The sequence below is a fragment of the Rathayibacter festucae DSM 15932 genome (genome assembly GCF_004011135.1).
In the GTDB taxonomy this organism is placed as follows: domain Bacteria; phylum Actinomycetota; class Actinomycetes; order Actinomycetales; family Microbacteriaceae; genus Rathayibacter; species Rathayibacter festucae.
Map to the genome: position 1 here is coordinate 2,469,978 of NZ_CP028137.1, position 15,931 is coordinate 2,485,908.

A 15,931-nucleotide genomic window follows, 5' to 3' on the forward strand; every position below is an offset into this window, starting at 1 on the left:
AGTGGTGAGGAGAGCGGGAGCGAGGAGCGGGGCGGCGGTCATGCGCCGGTCACCCGGGGACCGCGCGGGACGTGCGGCTGCTCCTCGATGAACTGGGCGCCGAGGATCTCGCGCACCACCGCCTCGCCGTAGCGCTGGCGGCCGTCGGCCGTGGCCGAGCGGGTGGTGCGGGTGACCGGGCGGGGGCCGGCTCGGGCCGCTCGCGAGCGCGGACCGGCGCGGGTGCGACGGGGGCAGGGGGTGCGGACGGCTCGCCGGGGGGCGCGACGGTGGCCCAGGAGTCGGGCATCGGCGGCTCGACCGGCGGCATGTCCTCCTCGGGCGGCTCCTCGTCGAACGGCGGCTCGTCGTCCGAGGGTCCGGCCGACGCGGCGGCCGCGCGGACCGGCGGCTCCTGCTCGGGGACGACCGGCGCCGAGCGCGGCGACGGGGCGAGGACCGGCACGTCGGTCGGCTCCGGGGCGACGACCGACTCGATCGCGGGCTCGGCGGCGACCTCGGCGGGGGCCGGGTCGGCCGGGATGGCGACCGTCGCCCACTCGTCGGGGTCGCTGGGGGTGGACGCCGCCGCGGGCTGCTGCGCTGCGGGCTGCTCGGCGGCGGGCGGCGGGGCCGCCTCGACCGCGGCGCGCTCGGCCTCGGGCGCGGTCGCGCGGGGCTCGACGCGGGCGATGTACTTCACCCGGAGGCCGAGGACCTGCTGGATCGCCTGGCGCAGGTGCTCGCTCACGCCGGGCTGACCGGCGCTGCCGGCCATCTTGAACGAGTCGACGTCGTTCTGGCTCGGGAAGGAGAGGGTGAGGACGTCGTCCTTCAGCGCCCGCACCTGCGCGGTGTAGGCGACGAGCCAGGCCGTCATCCGGGCCTTCTGCACGACCTCGAGGATCTCGGGCCAGCTGTCCTTCATCCGCTGGAGGGTGACGCCGCCGGGCTCATCGGCCGCGGAGGGGTGGGTCGCCGGGGCCGGGGCGGCCGGGCGGGACGCCGTGGTGTCGGCGGGAGTCGAGTCAGCGGGAGTCGCGTCGGCGGCTTCGCTCGGGGCGGCGTCGGGCGTGCCGGAGCCGGCCTCGACCGACGTCGCGGAGACGACCGGGGCCTCGACGCGCGGGGCCGCCGCGATCGACTCCGGCACCGACTCCGGCGTCGCGGCGTGCGACGGGAGGTGCGGCTCGGGCATGCGCGACTCGGGTGCGCGGGTCTCGGGTGCGCGGGAGGCGGCGGCACGGGGCTCGGGCGCGCGCGGCTCCGGAGCACGCGAGTCGGCGGACGGCCGCGTCGGTGCCGGGGCGGCCTGCGACGGCGCCGGCACCACGACGGACGCCGGAGCGGCCGCGGCGCCGGAGCCGTGCACCAGCGTGCGCGCGATCATCAGCTCGAGGTGCAGCCGCGGCGAGGTCGCGCCCGTCATCTCGGTGAGCGCGTCGTTGACGATGTCGGCGATGCGGGAGAGCTCGCCGAGGCCGAGGGCGCGCGACTGGCCGGCCATCCGGTCGAGCTCGTCCTGGGAGACGCCGCGCAGGACCGCGGAGGCCGCGCCTCCGGTGGCGGCGACGACGATGAGGTCGCGGAGCTTCTCGAGCAGGTCCTCGACGAAGCGGCGCGGGTCCTGACCGGTCTGGATGACCCGGTCGACGGCGCCGAACGCCTCGGCGGAGTCGTGCTCGGCGAGGGCGTCGACGACCTCGTCGAGCAGCGCGCCGTGGGTGTAGCCGAGGAGGGCGACCGCGCGCTCGTACTCGACCGTCTCGTTCTCGGAGCCGGCCATCAGCTGATCGAGGAGGGACAGCGTGTCGCGGACCGAGCCGCCACCCGCCCGGACGACCAGCGGGAGCACGCCCGCGGCGACGCCCACCTTCTCGCGCTCGCAGAGCTCCTGCGTGTAGTCGAGCATCTGCGCCGGCGGGACGAGCCGGAACGGGTAGTGGTGCGTGCGCGATCGGATCGTGCCGATGACCTTGTCGGGCTCGGTCGTCGCGAAGATGAACTTCACGTGCTCCGGCGGCTCCTCGACGATCTTGAGCAGCGCGTTGAAGCCCTGCGGCGTCACCATGTGCGCCTCGTCGAGGATGAAGATCTTGAAGCGGTCGCGGGCCGGGGCGAAGATCGCCCGCTCGCGCAGGTCGCGCGCGTCGTCGACGCCGTTGTGGCTCGCGGCGTCGATCTCGACGACGTCGAGCGAGCCCTGGCCGTCGCGGCTGAGCTCGACGCAGCTGTCGCAGACGCCGCACGGGGTGTCCGTCGGGCCCTGGGCGCAGTTGAGGCAGCGGGCGAGGATGCGCGCCGAGGTCGTCTTGCCGCAGCCGCGCGGACCGCTGAAGAGGTAGGCGTGATTGACGCGGTTGGTGCGCAGCGCCGTCATCAGCGGATCGGTCACCTGGGACTGGCCGATCATCTCGGCGAACGTCTCCGGCCGGTACCGGCGATACAGGGCTGCTACCACCCGACAAGAGTAGCCGCGACCTCCGACACCGGACGCGGGTCGCCGGAGCCGCCGCCTCCCGTAGCCTCGAGGCCGTGACCGACCGCACGAGCACTCCCCCGTTCGACGCCGTGATCCTCGCCGGCGGACGCGGCGAGCGCCTCGGCGGCGCGGCCAAGCCGCTGCTCGAGCACGGCGGCTCGACGCTGCTCGAGCACGCCCTGACCGCAGTCGTCGGCGCCCGGCGCGTCGTGGTCGCGGGACCGCCGGAGCTCCGCGGCGGCGTCGGAGCGGCGCTCCTCGTCCAGGAGGAGCCGGCGTTCGGCGGACCGGTTGCCGGTCTCGCGGCGGCGCTGCCCCTGCTCGCGCGGGACGACGCGGCCGACTGGATCGCCGTGCTCGCGGCCGACCTGGTCGATCCGGCCCCCGCGCTCGACCGACTGCTGGCGGACGCCGCCTCCGCCGATCCCGCGACCGACGCCCTGCTCGCCGTCGACGGGGACGGCCGCGCGCAGCTCCTGCTGGGTCTGCACCGCCGAACCGCACTGACCGCCGCCGTGACCCGGCTCCCCTCGGTCGACGGCGCCTCCGTCCGCGCACTCCTGGCGGGGCTGGCCGTGCGGCTCGTCGAGGTGCCGGCCGGATCGACCGCGGACGTCGACGACCGCGCCGACGCCCGCCGCCACGGCATCGCCGTGCCGGGCGCGGAGAGCGCGCCGGGCGCAGGATCCGAACCGGGCGCAGACTGAACGCGTGACCCACGACACGAACGCGACCCCTTCCTCCGCCCCGGACGCCCGCGAGGACACCGCCGCACTGCTCGCCGCCTGGTGGGACGAGCTGAGCGCCGCCCTCGGCCTCGCCGACGTTCCGGTCGAGCGCGACGCCCTGCTCTCCCTGGCCGGCGACGCGGCGCACGGCGTGGTGCGGCCGGCCGCTCCGCTGACGACGTTCCTCGCCGGCTACGCGGCGGGACTGCAGGGCGGCGACCGGGCGGCGCTCGACGGGGCGGTGCGGACGTCGCTCGAGGCCATTCGCATGCGAACGCACGAATCCTGAGACGCTACTCCCTCCCCCTCGATCCGGCACCAGGCTTCGGGCGTACGTTTCGCTCGAGCCTCGACGCCGCGGCGCTCCTCCGGACGATCGCGGCGCGGCTCCCGCGGGCACTCACGCACCGCGGTCGCATCCCGTGAAGGAGAACCGCATGTCAGGCAACAGAGCAGTCGCCTACAAGAGCCCCGGCGTCGTCGAGGTCATCGACATCGACTACCCGACTTTCGAGCTGAAGGACGGGCCGGGCGTGAACCCGGCGAACATCGGCAGGAAGCTGCCGCACGGCGCGATCCTCCGCACCGTCTCGACCAACATCTGCGGCTCGGACCAGCACATGGTCCGCGGGCGCACCACCGCTCCCGCCGACCTCGTCCTCGGGCACGAGATCACGGGCGAGGTCGTCGAGGTGGGGCCGGACGTCGAGTTCGTCAAGGTCGGCGACATCGTCTCCGTGCCGTTCAACATCGCCTGCGGCCGCTGTCGCAACTGCAAGGAGCGCAAGACCGGCATCTGCCTGAACGTGAACCCGGACCGCCCGGGCAGCGCCTACGGCTACGTCGACATGGGCGGCTGGGTCGGCGGCCAGGCCGAGTACGTGATGGTCCCCTACGCGGACTGGAACCTGCTCGTCTTCCCCGACCGCGACCAGGCGCTCGAGAAGATCCTCGACCTCACGATGCTCTCGGACATCTTCCCGACCGGCTTCCACGGCGCGGTCACCGCGGGCGTCGGGGTCGGCTCGACCGTGTACGTCGCCGGAGCGGGCCCGGTCGGACTCGCCGCGGCCGTCGGCGCGCAGCTGCTCGGCGCGGCCGTCGTGATCGTCGCGGACCTCAACGAGGAGAGGCTCGTGCAGGCCCGCTCGTTCGGCTGCGAGACCGTCGACGTCTCCAAGGGCGACCCGGCCGGGCAGATCGAGCAGATCCTCGGCGTGCCGGAGGTCGACTGCGGCGTGGACGCCGTGGGCTTCGAGGCGCACGGCAACGGCGCCGACTCGGGCACCGAGGCGCCGGCCACGGTGCTGAACTCGCTGATGTCGATCACCGCGGCGGGCGGCGCGCTCGGCATCCCGGGGCTCTACGTCACCGGTGACCCGGGCGGAGTGGACGAGGCCGCGCAGGAGGGCTCGCTCTCGATCCGCCTCGGGCTGGGCTGGGCGAAGTCGCTGTCCTTCACGACCGGCCAGTGCCCGGTGATGAAGTACAACCGCTCGCTGATGATGGCGATCCTGCACGACAAGGTGCAGATCGCGAAGGCGGTGCAGGCCACGGCGATCACGCTGGACGAGGCGCCGCAGGGCTACGCCGACTTCGACAAGGGCGCCGCGAAGAAGTTCGTGCTCAACCCGAACGGGTACCTCGGCTGAGCCCGTCGACGGCGCCGGGTCCTCGGATCCGGCGCCGTCGCTCGCCCGCCCTGGGCGCGACCAGAATGGACGGATGAGCGACATCGACTGGGACGGCGCTCGCGCGCGCATCGCCGCGGCGACCGCTCCCGGGCCGCTCGCGACGGTCCCGCTGCTCGAGGCGGAGGGCTGCGTCACGGCGGGCGCCGTGCTCGCGCCGCGACCGCTCCCCCACTACGACTCCTCGGCGATGGACGGCTGGGCGGTCCGCGGCACGTCGCCCTGGCGGCTCGGACCGGGCAGCGCCGAGCCGATCGTCACCGGCGGGGTCGTGCCGGAGTGGTGCGAAAGCGTCCTCCCGAGCGAGCGCGGCCGGGTGACCGGGGACGTGCTCTCCTCGGAGCATCCGGTGCCGCTCGGGCGGCACATCCGCAACGCGGGGGACGAGGCCCCGGCCGGAACCGCGCTCGTCGACTCCGGCGTGCGGCTGCGGCCGGCGCACCTGGCGCTGCTCGCGATCGCGGGATTCGACGAGCTCGTCGTGCGGAGGCCGGCGACGGTCGATCTGCTCTTCACCGGTGACGAGGTCGACACGGCGGGGATGCCGGGGTCCGGCCGCGTCCGCGACGCGTTCACGCCGCTGCTGCCGCCGCTCGTCTCGCGCGGCGGGGGTGCGGTGGGATCGGTGCGGCGGCTCGGCGACGACGATGAGGCGATCGCCCGCGCGCTGCTCGCGAGCACGGCTCCGCTGCAGATCACGACGGGCGGGACCGGGCGGTCGCGGGTGGACGCGGTGCGGCGGGCGCTCCGGATCGCGGGAGCGACCCTCGTCGTCGACGGGGTCGCGATGCGGCCGGGGCATCCGACGGTGATCGCGTCGCTGCCCGGCGGGGCGGTCGTGCTCGCGCTGCCCGGGAATCCGCTCGCCGCGTTCCTCGCGGCGCTGTCGTTCCTGCCGCCGGCGCTGGACGCGGCGAGCGGGGCCGCCGCGCCGGTGCCGCGTCAGGGCGTGCTGGGCGAGCCGCTCGGCCGCGCCGGGTCGACCGTGCTCGTGCCGGTCGTCGAGGCGGACGGCGTCTGGCGGGCGGTGCACGGGATCCGCTCGCACATGCTCTCGGGGCTCACGGTGGCGGAGGCGGTCGCCGTCGTTCCGGCGGGCGGTGCCGCGGCCGGCGAGCGGCTGCGGCTGCTGCGGCTGCCGTGGTGAGCGCGACCGGACTGCTGACGGGGCGGGTCTCGATACGCCGCTCCGCGGCTACTCGACCAGCATGTTCCGTCAGCAGCTCGCCCGGCGGGCGATCCATGCTGATCGAGTAGGCCGCGCAGCGGGCGTATCGAGATCCACCACCGTCAGGAAGGGTGGGTCTCGATACGCCGCTGCGCGGCTACTCGACCAGCATGCAGCGCAGCCGCTCGACCAGAACGGGCGGCCGGCGGGTCAGGCGGCCGGCTCAAGGCGGACGACGACGGACTTCGAGGTGGGGGTGCCGCTGACGGCCGCCGTGGAGTCGAGCGGGACGAGCACGTTCGTCTCGGGGTAGTAGGCCGCGATGCAGCCGCGCGGGGTGTCGTAGGCGACGACGCGGAAGGACGGGGCCCGGCGCTCGAGGCCGTCCTCCCACTCCGAGACCAGGTCGACCATCGCGCCGTCGGCGAGGCCCTGCTCGGCGATGTCGTCGGCGTGCACGAAGACGACGCGACGGCCGCCGTGGATGCCGCGGTAGCGGTCGTCCTTGCCGTAGATCGTGGTGTTGAACTGGTCGTGCGAGCGCAGCGTCTGCAGCAGCAGGCGCCCCTCAGGGACCTTCGGGTACTGCAGCGGATTCGCGGTGAAGCGGGCGAGGCCGGTCGCGGTGGCGAAGCGCCGCTCGTCGCGCGGCGGGTTCGGCAGGACGAAGCCGCCTGGCTCGTTGACGCGGCGCTCGAAGTCCTCGAAGCCGGGGACGACCGCGGCGATGTGCCGGCGGATCAGGCGGTAGTCCTCGCGCAACGCCGCCCAGTCGACGACCGGTGCGTTCGGGCGGTCGGCGAGCAGGCGCTGGGCGATACCGGTGAGGATGGCGACCTCGGACTGCAGGACCGGACTCGGCGGCGCGAGCCGCCCGCGGGAGGCGTGCACGGCGCTCATCGAGTCCTCGACGGTGACCCGCTGCTCCCCCGTGGCGCGCCTGTCGGAGTCGGTGCGGCCGAGGGTCGGCAGGATCAGCGCGCGACGGCCGGTGACGACGTGCGAGCGGTTGAGCTTGGTCGAGACGTGCACCGTGAGCGCGAGCGAGCGCATCGCGGCCTCGGTGACGCCGGTGTCGGGCGTCGCGCGGGCGAAGTTGCCGCCGAGGCCCATGAAGACGCGGGCCTTGCCGTCGCGCATGGCGCGGATCGCGGCGACCGTGTCGGTGCCGTGCTCGCGCGGCGAGGTGAAGGAGAACTCGCGGTCGAGGGCGTCGTGGAAGGAGTCGGGCATCCGCTCGAAGATGCCCATCGTGCGGTCGCCCTGCACATTGGAGTGGCCGCGGACCGGGCAGACGCCCGCGCCCGGCTTTCCGATGCTGCCGGTCAGCAGCAGGACGTTGACGACGTCCTTGAGCGTCGCGACGGAGTGCGCGTGCTGGGTGAGCCCCATCGCCCAGCAGACGATGGTGCCCTCGCTCGCGGCGATCAGCTCGGCGATCGCGCGGATCCGTGCCTCGTCGATCCCGCTCGCCCGCTCGATCTCGGACCATTCGGTGCCGCGGATCTCGTCGAGGTAGCCCTCGAGGCCGTCGGTGCTCTCGGCGATGAAGGCGCGGTCGAAGACGCCGCCCCTCGCCTCCTCCGCGTCGAGGAGCGCCTTGCCGAAGCCCTGGAAGAGCGCCTGGTCGCCGCCGAGCCGCACCTGGAGGAAGTGGTCGGCGAGGGCCGTGCCGCCGCCGATCATCCCGCGGACGGTCTGCGGGTTCTCGAAGCGCAGCAGGCCCGCCTCGGGCAGCGGGTTGATGGCGACGATGGTGCTGCCCGCGCGCTTCGCCCGCTCGAGCGCGGTGAGCATCCGCGGGTGGTTAGTGCCGGGGTTCTGGCCGGCGATGATCAGCAGCGGTGCCCGCTCGACGTCGCGGAGGCTGACCGTGCCCTTGCCGATGCCGATCGTCTCGGTCAGCGCCGAGCCGCTGGACTCGTGGCACATGTTGGAGCAGTCGGGCAGGTTGTTGGTGCCGAAGCCGCGCACCAGCAGCTGGTAGACGAACGCGGCCTCGTTGGAGGTGCGGCCGGAGGTGTAGAAGATCGCCTCGTCCGGGTCGGCGCAGGCGCGCAGCTCGTCCGCCACGACGTCGAGGGCCTCGTCCCAGCCGACCGGGCGGTAGTGCGTCGCGCCCTCGTCCAGGAGCATCGGCTCGGTGAGGCGGCCCTGCTGGCCGAGCTGGTAGTCGTCCCAGCCCTCGAGCTCGATCATCGAGTGCGCGGCGAAGAAGTCGGCCGTGACGGTGCGCAGCGTCGCCTCCTCGGCGACCGCCTTCGCGCCGTTCTCGCAGAACTCGGCGACGTGCCGCTTGTCGGCCTCGGGCCAGGCGCAGCCGGGGCAGTCGAAGCCGGTCTTCTGGTTCACCCGCAGGAGCGTCTCGGCGCTGCGCAGCGGACCCATCTGCTTGAGCGAGATCTGCAGCGCGTGTGCCACGCCGGGGATGCCGACGGCCCTCCGCTTCGGGGCGCCGACCGTGACGGCGCTCTCGTCGATCGGGTTCTCGCGGGCTTCGGCGTCATCGACCATTCCTGCATCGTACGTCGGGGAGCGGGTGGGAGGATGAGCGCCTGCCGTCCGGGCTCTCAGGTCGTGGGGCGGTGCGCCAGTCGCGTCGAGGAGGACCCCATGAGCCGTGCCGTCGCCCGGACCCGCCTGATCGCCGTCCGCGCCGGGGAGCCGACCCGGCGCCGCGAGGACGTGCTCGCCGTCGAGGAGCCGCTCGAGATCCGCGTGGGCGGGCGGCGCCTCAGCGTCACCATGCGCACGCCCGGGGAGGACTTCGACCTGGTCGCCGGGTTCCTGGTGTCGGAGGGGGTGCTCACCTCGACGGAGCAGCTCGCCGCGATGCGCTACTGCGCGAGCGGCGCGGGGCCGAGCGAGAACACCTACAACGTGATCGACGCGACGGTGCGCGGGGGCCGCGCGGAGATCCTGCTCGACCGCGAGCGCTCGGTGTACACGTCGAGCTCCTGCGGGGTGTGCGGGCTGGCGTCGCTCGAGGCCGTCGCGACGGAGTCGGCGTGGAGCGTGGCGGAGGATCCGCTGCGGGTCTCGACCGAGCTGCTCGTGTCGCTGCCGGACCGGCTGCGCGAGGCGCAGGCGGTGTTCGAGCGGACCGGCGGCCTGCACGCGGCCGGCCTCTTCGACGCCGACGGCTCGCTGCTGGCCCTGCGGGAGGACGTGGGGCGGCACAACGCCGTCGACAAGGTCGTCGGCTGGGGCCTGCGCGAGGGCCGGCTGCCGCTGCGCGGCGCGCTGCTGCAGGTGTCGGGCCGCGCCTCGTTCGAGCTCGTGCAGAAGGCCGTGATGGCGGGCGTCCCCCTCCTCGCGGCGGTCGGCGCCCCGTCCTCGCTCGCCGTCGACCTCGCCCGCGACTCGGGTCTCACCCTCATCGGCTTCAGCCGCGGCGCGGGCTTCAACGTCTACGCGGGCGACGCCCGCCTCGCGGACTGACGCGGGCGGGTCTCGATACGCCGCGTTCCGCGGCTCCTCGACCAGCATGCAGGGCGCGGTGGCCGCGGGACTCGGCAGCTCGCGCGCCAGCGCGGCCCCCTCCGCTGATCGAGTAGCCCGCGCAGCGGGCGTATCGAGATCCACCCACGTCAGAACCTGAGTCTGCAGACCCGCCCTGCTTTGAACGGCGGGTCTCGATACGCCCCTGCGGGGCTACTCGACCAACATGGGGTGGTGGCTCGCGCGTCAGCGCGGCCCTTCCGCAGCTCGCACGTTCGGCGCCGTCTCCGAGAGCAGCTCGCGCGCCAGCGCGGCCCCACCGCTGCTCAGGGGACCACCGAAGGCGTCGGCCGCACCGGGCTTGCACGGGCAGGGCAGAGGGCACGACCCGGAATCGCGTGGCAGCGATTCAGGGCAGCCCGACGCGACCCGCTCCACAGAACGCTCCCACCCGTGCAAGCCGACCGCGAGTCGTCTAGCAGCGAAGCTGCTAGACGACGGACAAGGACTGCCGCGCGATCTCAAGCTCCTCGTTGGTGGGGATGACGAGGACGGCGACGCGGGAGTCGTCGGTGGAGATGCGGCGGGGGCCGCGGTCGCGGGCGGTGTTGCGCTCGGGGTCGAGCTCGATGCCGAGGCCCTCGAGGCCGCGGAGGGCGCCGGCGCGGACGGCGGGGACGTTCTCGCCGACTCCGGCGGTGAAGACGATCGCGTCGACGCGGCCGAGCTGGGCGTAGTAGGCGCCGACGTAGTGGCGGAGGCGGTGGTAGTAGACCTCGAGCGCGGCGACGGCGGTCTCGTCGCCGGCTTCGGCCGCGTCCTGCACGTCGCGCATGTCGCCGCGGCCGGAGAGGCCGAGGAGTCCGCTGCGGCGGTTGAGCACGGTGTCGAGCTCGTCGGTGGACAGGCCGGCCTTGCGGGCGAGGTGGAAGACGACGGCGGGGTCGAGGTCGCCGGAGCGGGTGCCCATCACGAGGCCCTCGAGCGGGGTCATGCCCATCGAGGTCTCGACGGAGGCGCCGCCGTCGATCGCGCAGGCGGAGGCGCCGTTGCCGAGGTGCAGGACGATCGTCTTGAGGTCGGAGCGGCGGCGGCCGAGGAACGCGGCGGCCGCCTCGGAGACGAACTTGTGCGAGGTGCCGTGGAAGCCGTAGCGGCGGATGCGGTGCTTGTCGGCGAGCTCGGCGGGGATCGCGTAGGTGGAGGCCGCCGCGGGGATGGTGTGGTGGAACGCGGTGTCGAAGACGGCGACGTGCGGGACGCTCGGGAAGGCCTTCTGCGCGGCCTCGATGCCCTCGAGGTTGGCGGGGTTGTGCAACGGAGCGAGGTCGCTGAGGTCCTCGATGTTGATCTTGACGAGGTCGGTGACGACGGTCGGCTCGTAGAAGCGCTTGCCGCCGTGCACGACGCGGTGGCCGACGGCGATCGGCGGGAACTCGTCGAGGCTCGGGCCGTGCTCGGCGAAGGCGCGGATCATCGCGTCGAAGCCGGCCGTGTGATCCGGGATCGGCGTCTCGAACTCGACGGTGTCGCCGTCGTGACTGTGCTTCGTGCGGCCGGTCTCCTCGCCGATCCGCTCGACGAGGCCGCTGGCGAGCGTCTCCTCCGTCGTCATCTCGATGAGCTGGTACTTGAAGGACGACGAGCCGCTGTTGACGACGAGGACGACGGACACGGTGGGACTCCTGGGGGTTCGGGGTCGGACGGAGCGCTCGGGCGGGTGGCCCTCAGCGCACGACGGGGATGGCGGAGGTCGGCGGGACGATGGCCTGCGTCGCCGCCTGGATCGCGGTGATCGCGACGGTGTTGACGATGTCCTGCACGAGGGCGCCGCGGGAGAGGTCGTTGACCGGCTTCCGCAGGCCCTGCAGGACCGGCCCGATGGCGACGGCGCCGGCCGAGCGCTGCACGGCCTTGTAGGTGTTGTTGCCCGTGTTGAGGTCGGGGAAGATGAACACCGTCGCACGTCCTGCGACCTGCGAGCCGGGCATCTTCGAGGCGGCGACGGCCGCGTCCGCTGCGGCGTCGTACTGGATCGGGCCCTCGACGAGCAGGTCGGGGCGGCGCTCGCGAACCAGCGCGGTGGCGGCGCGGACCTTCTCGACGTCGGCGCCCGCTCCGCTCTCGCCGGTGGAGTAGGAGAGCATCGCGATCCGCGGGTCGATGCCGAACTGCTGCGCCGTCTCGGCGGAGGAGATCGCGATGTCGGCCAGCTGCGCCTCGGTCGGGTCGGGGTTCACGGCGCAGTCGCCGTAGACGAGGACGCGGTCGGCGAGCGCCATCAGGAACACGCTCGAGACGACGGAGACGCCGGGGCTGGTCTTGATGATCTCGAAGCCGGGGCGGATGGTGTGCGCGGTGGTGTGCGCGGCGCCCGAGACCATGCCGTCGGCGAGGCCGAGCTGCACCATCATCGTGCCGAAGTAGGAGACGTCGGTGACGGTGTCGTAGGCGTGGTCGAAGGTGATGCCCTTGTGCGCGCGGATGCGGGCGTACTCCTCGGCGAAGCGGTTGCGGTGCTCCGGGTCGAGGACGCTGAGGACGCGGGCGCCGTCGATGTCCAGGCCGAGGCTCGCGGCGCGGGAGCGCACCTCGACCTCCTCGCCGAGGATCGTCAGGCGGGCGATGCCACGCTTGAGCACGGTCGCGGCGGCACGGAGGATGCGGTCGTCGCCGCCCTCGGGCAGCACGATGTGCCGGTCGGCGATGCGGGCGCGCTCGATCAGGCCGTACTCGAACATCAGCGGGGTGACGACCTCGGAGCGGCCGACGTCGAGGAGGGTGAGCAGCTCGACCGGGTCGATCGCCTCGGCGAACAGGGCGAGGGAGGTGTCGCGCTTGCGCGGCGAGTCGGCGGCGAGGCGACCGCGTGCGGCGGTGACCCGCACCGCGGTGTCGTAGGTGCCGAGCTCGGTCATCACGATCGGCAGGCGGTTGTCGACGCCCTCGATCAGGCGGACGATCGGCTCCTGCAGCTCGAAGCCGCCGTTGAGGATGATCGCGGAGACCGTCGGGAAGTTGCCCGAGGCGTGCGCCATGATCACGGCGAGCACGACCTCGGGGCGGTCGCCGGGGACGATGACGACACCGCCCTCCATCAGGCGCGGCAGGACGTTGACCATCGACATGCCCGCGACGACCACGCCGAGGGCCTCGCGGCCGAGCAGCTCCGGGTCGCCCGCGACGAAGACGCCGTCGACGGCGTCGATGATGCGGGAGACACTCGGGGCGACCAGGGACGGGTCCTCGTGGATCGCCCAGACCGGGGCGCCGGAGGGCAGAGCCTCGCGGATCGCGGCGACGGCCTGCTCCGAGGTGCCCGGGTCGGCGCGGTTGGCGACGACGCCGATGAGGCTCGCGTGCGCGGTGCGCAGCTCGACCGCGGCGAGCTCGGTGATCTGCCGCATCTCGTCGGGCGTGCGAGCGGGGGCCTGGCCGAGCTGCTCGCTCCGCGACGGGTCGCGACCGGTGAGGACGAGGAGGACGGGCGCGCCGAGGTTCGCCGCGATGCGGGCGTTGTAGCCGAGCTCCGTCGGGCTGCCGACGTCGGTGTAGTCGGAGCCGAGGATCACGACCGTGTCGCACTGCGCCTCGACGGCCTTGTAGCGCTCGACGATGCGGGAGAGGGCGGCCTCGCCGTCGGCGTGCACGTCCTCGTAGGTGACGCCGATGCAGTCGTCGTAGGCGAGACCCGAGTCGGAGTGGCCGAGCAGCATCTCGAGCACGTAGTCGCGCTCGGAGGTGGAGCGGGCGATCGGGCGGAAGACGCCGACCCGCTGCACCTGACTGCTGAGCAGGTCGAGGACGCCGAGGGCGACCGTGGACTTGCCCGAATGACCTTCGGCGGACGAGATGTAGATGCTCTGAACCATCGGCGCAAGCCTAGCGACGGGCGCCCTCCGGAGGCTGGGCGGGTGCCCCGGATGGGAGAGCGTGCAGGAGCGGCGGGCTGTGGAGGAGAGGTGGGCTGAGTGCGCGACCCGTTAAAAGGAAAGACCCCCCGCGCACCCGCCAGAGCCCGGTTACCCTTGCTGCGTTTCCGCCCTGGGGGAGTTGGCCTGGATGGCGCCACGCGGGGAGCCGGGAGACAGTCTAACCGACGCCGGCGGCGGGGCGGGCACGGCCGTCGCGGGGCCGTGGTCAGCGGAGGGCGCCGGCACCGGCTAGTATCGATGAGTCGCGGCCACGGTCGCGCCAGGAGGATTCGCCTAGTGGCCTATGGCGCACGCTTGGAAAGCGTGTTGGGTGCAAGCCCTCGGGGGTTCGAATCCCCCATCCTCCGCGAACGGTGCCCATTGCTCTCGCCAGCATGGGCACCGTTTTCTTTTACCCTGGCGGCCTCGCGCAGCGCTAGTGGCACAGCAGGAGGCACAGTCAGGCGAACAGGTCGCCCATCATGTCCGCGGCAGCGCGCTGCAGCGACTTGATCGCGTGCGCGTAGATCGTCAACGTGACCGCGGCGGACGTGTGCCCCAGTCGCTCCGAAACGACCCGCACGTTCACGCCCGCGCTGAGCAGCGTCGTCGCGTGGGTGTGGCGCCCCTCGTGCAGCTTGATCGTCGGCAGGTCAGGCAGGCTCTCCTGCGCCTTCACGACCCGCTCGCGCCACTGCCGAGAGAACTGCACCGGATTGTGCGGCCGGCCGTACCGGTTCGAGAACACCAGCGAGTCGGCCGCGGCGTGCTCCGGGGCGACCGACCGGATGCCGTCGCGTCGCACGCGAAGCTCAGTGACGAGCTGCGGGTCGATGTCGACGTTCCGCGGCTTCCCGTTCTTCGGCGGTCCGAACGTCGTCACAGGGGCCGTCCCAGCCTCTTTCACGTACTGCATGGCGCGCCGCACGACGATCGTCCCTGCCGAGAAGTCGATGTCCCGCCAGCGCAGCGCCAGGATCTCCCCCCGGCGTAAACCCGTGGCGAGTAGCGTGCGCCACGCGAGATACAGGTAGTCCCCACTCTCGCGGGACCAGTCGAGGAATTGCTTCGTCTCCTGCGCAGTCCACACATGCATTTCTGGCGGTGCAGCGTCGACCTTTCGCGGCGGCGACGCTTTCTTAGCGGGGTTGGTCTTGATCTTCCCGTCGTCGAGAGCGTGAGAGAGGATCTGCGAGAGCAGCACATGCACATGCCGGACAGTCGCCAGCCCCAGCGGCTCCCCCTCGTGCCCCTTGTCTTTACGCCCCGACTGCTCGAGAACGCGGTAGAACCGATTCAGGTGATCCTTCGTGATCGCCGAGATTGGCATCTTGCCGATCGTCGACCCCTGCACGTGCACCCGGTAGTGCTTCCGGTAGCCGGCCAGCGTCGTCGGACGGACGCGGATAGTCGCGAGGTACTCCCCCGCGTAGTCGTCGAGCTTGTCGCGAATCTCCTCGACGTGCGAGCCGCGGCGCATGTCGACGCGGATGTCCTCGAGCGCCGTGTGCGCGTCCTGCTCGCTCTCGAAGCCGCGCTTGAACTTCCGCGCCCGCTCGCCGTTCTCGAGCTCCACCCAGTACGCCAAGCGCCATAAGACACGCCCGGCGGTAGTCGTGTAGCTGGCGACCGTTCCTGCGTTATTCGCGCGCCTGCCGGGCGAGCTAGCCACTTACTATCCATCGCTTGGGCGTGTCGATGCTCTTCGTCGGGTCTTTGCTCAGGTGCCCGCGTTCGCGAGCGAGCTTGACCCAGTGACTGGCCGTGCGATGCGGTAGGCCGAATGCCTCCGAGATCTTCTGAGTTGGGTTTCCGCGGATTGCGAAGTAGGCGCAGTAGATCGCCGCAGCGGCCTCGAGTGCCTGCGGAGTCGGGCCGTTTCCGCGCAGATCGTCGCCAACGCGGTCGAGTCCCTTCCATCCGAACTGGCCGAATCCCGGCTCCTGGTTGGGGCCGACGATGATCGGGAAGCCCTCGGTGAAGATCTTCGCCTCTAGCTTGCTCAGCAGCATCGACCGCAGCGCACGAGCGGTCACCGGAGTGGGCCGACCGTCGACTCGATACGAGTGCAGCGCGACCGTCGTGATCTCGTAGCGCATCGATGCGACATCGAAAGTCACCGAGGCGTCGACGTAGTAGTCCCACTCCTCGTCGGAGATCCGCGAGATGTTGACGGCCATCGGTACTTCGAGGTTGCCGCCGAGGCCAATCCACTCCTTGCCGCTGTCGGCCACCTCCCATACGGGTCTGCCAGCGATGGGCTCTCGAACTGATGCGGTGTCGCTCACGGGCCGAGGCTACGCGGCACCGCCGACAGGCTGCAATTGCGGGCGGTTGTCATCGATGAGCAACATGTGGTTACATATCAGTGCCGGTGGCGCGCAAGTGACGTCGGTATGCAACTCCACGAAGAGCCTCCTACCGGGTAAGACCCGGCGACGGGGGAAGGCTCACGCGAGACCGACTCGCGGGTCTTGAGCAATGCCCTCGAACCGACTGCGCGAGATGCGCCGTATGGGCGAGGCAAG

General features: G+C 72.5%; 11 protein-coding genes, 1 tRNA gene and 1 other RNA gene. 6 read left to right on the forward strand and 7 right to left on the reverse strand.

What is annotated here, in order from left to right; genetic code table 11:
* Positions 1 to 49: 49 nt before the first annotated feature.
* Positions 50 to 2,440 (reverse strand): DNA polymerase III subunit gamma and tau, encoded by a 2,391-nt coding sequence (locus C1I64_RS11455; RefSeq protein WP_127887288.1) that lies wholly within the window; start codon positions 2,438 to 2,440, stop codon positions 50 to 52.
* A 74-nt stretch (positions 2,441 to 2,514) separates the two neighbouring features.
* Here C1I64_RS11455 and mobA point away from each other — a divergent pair, with 74 nt between their 5' ends.
* The 4 genes from mobA to C1I64_RS11475 all read left to right on the forward strand — a co-directional run bounded on the left by mobA (position 2,515) and on the right by C1I64_RS11475 (position 6,027).
* A complete protein-coding gene (gene mobA, locus C1I64_RS11460) occupies positions 2,515 to 3,168 on the forward strand; it encodes a molybdenum cofactor guanylyltransferase (RefSeq protein WP_127887289.1) in 654 nt (217 codons plus the stop codon).
* Between the two features lie 4 nt (positions 3,169 to 3,172).
* Positions 3,173 to 3,478, forward strand: a complete 306-nt coding sequence (locus tag C1I64_RS20360) for a DUF6457 domain-containing protein (RefSeq protein WP_279630168.1) — start codon at positions 3,173 to 3,175, stop codon at positions 3,476 to 3,478.
* 148 nt (positions 3,479 to 3,626) lie between these two features.
* Complete coding sequence (gene fdhA, locus C1I64_RS11470; RefSeq protein ID WP_127887290.1) at positions 3,627 to 4,841, forward strand: formaldehyde dehydrogenase, glutathione-independent; 1,215 nt, start codon at positions 3,627 to 3,629, stop codon at positions 4,839 to 4,841.
* 73 nt (positions 4,842 to 4,914) lie between these two features.
* A complete protein-coding gene (locus C1I64_RS11475) occupies positions 4,915 to 6,027 on the forward strand; it encodes a molybdopterin molybdotransferase MoeA (protein WP_127887291.1) in 1,113 nt (370 codons plus the stop codon).
* A 231-nt stretch (positions 6,028 to 6,258) separates the two neighbouring features.
* On the opposite strand, the gene C1I64_RS11480 is transcribed toward C1I64_RS11475, so the two are convergent.
* Complete coding sequence (locus tag C1I64_RS11480; protein ID WP_127887292.1) at positions 6,259 to 8,562, reverse strand: FdhF/YdeP family oxidoreductase; 2,304 nt, start codon at positions 8,560 to 8,562, stop codon at positions 6,259 to 6,261.
* 99 nt (positions 8,563 to 8,661) lie between these two features.
* Here C1I64_RS11480 and fdhD point away from each other — a divergent pair, with 99 nt between their 5' ends.
* Positions 8,662 to 9,489 (forward strand): formate dehydrogenase accessory sulfurtransferase FdhD, encoded by an 828-nt coding sequence (fdhD, locus tag C1I64_RS11485; RefSeq protein WP_127887293.1) that lies wholly within the window; start codon positions 8,662 to 8,664, stop codon positions 9,487 to 9,489.
* A 490-nt stretch (positions 9,490 to 9,979) separates the two neighbouring features.
* On the opposite strand, the gene C1I64_RS11490 is transcribed toward fdhD, so the two are convergent.
* From C1I64_RS11490 to ffs, 3 genes are all read right to left on the reverse strand, one after another.
* Positions 9,980 to 11,164 carry an acetate/propionate family kinase gene (locus C1I64_RS11490; protein ID WP_127887294.1) on the reverse strand — a complete coding sequence of 395 codons (1,185 nt, stop codon included), beginning with the start codon at positions 11,162 to 11,164 and terminating at the stop codon, positions 9,980 to 9,982.
* A gap of 52 nt (positions 11,165 to 11,216) precedes the next feature.
* Positions 11,217 to 13,361, reverse strand: coding sequence for a phosphate acetyltransferase (gene pta / locus C1I64_RS11495; protein ID WP_123447710.1), 2,145 nt, complete (start codon positions 13,359 to 13,361; stop codon positions 11,217 to 11,219).
* A 116-nt stretch (positions 13,362 to 13,477) separates the two neighbouring features.
* Positions 13,478 to 13,574, reverse strand: an RNA gene (gene ffs / locus C1I64_RS11500) — signal recognition particle sRNA small type.
* Positions 13,575 to 13,686: 112 nt separating this feature from the next.
* Here ffs and C1I64_RS11505 point away from each other — a divergent pair.
* Positions 13,687 to 13,771 (forward strand) — tRNA-Ser (locus C1I64_RS11505).
* 92 nt (positions 13,772 to 13,863) lie between these two features.
* Here the strand turns inward: C1I64_RS11505 and C1I64_RS11510 are convergent.
* On the reverse strand, positions 13,864 to 15,075 hold the full coding sequence (locus C1I64_RS11510; protein ID WP_127887295.1) for a tyrosine-type recombinase/integrase: 1,212 nt from the start codon (positions 15,073 to 15,075) through the stop codon (positions 13,864 to 13,866).
* The gene (locus C1I64_RS11515; RefSeq protein ID WP_127887296.1) at positions 15,068 to 15,691 is read right to left on the reverse strand and encodes a hypothetical protein; all 624 of its coding nucleotides are present in this window, start codon (positions 15,689 to 15,691) and stop codon (positions 15,068 to 15,070) included. The genes C1I64_RS11510 and C1I64_RS11515 overlap by 8 nt, the downstream gene beginning before the upstream one ends.
* Between the last annotated feature and the right edge of the window lie 240 nt (positions 15,692 to 15,931).

Coding starts and splice junctions, on each gene's coding strand:
- fdhA (WP_127887290.1), top strand. CDS start 3,627: ATGTCAGGCAACAGAGCAGTCGCCTACAAGAGCCCCGGCGTCGTCGAG.
- C1I64_RS11475 (WP_127887291.1), top strand. CDS start 4,915: ATGAGCGACATCGACTGGGACGGCGCTCGCGCGCGCATCGCCGCGGCG.
- C1I64_RS11480 (WP_127887292.1), bottom strand. CDS start 8,562: ATGGTCGATGACGCCGAAGCCCGCGAGAACCCGATCGACGAGAGCGCC.
- fdhD (WP_127887293.1), top strand. CDS start 8,662: ATGAGCCGTGCCGTCGCCCGGACCCGCCTGATCGCCGTCCGCGCCGGG.
- pta (WP_123447710.1), bottom strand. CDS start 13,361: ATGGTTCAGAGCATCTACATCTCGTCCGCCGAAGGTCATTCGGGCAAG.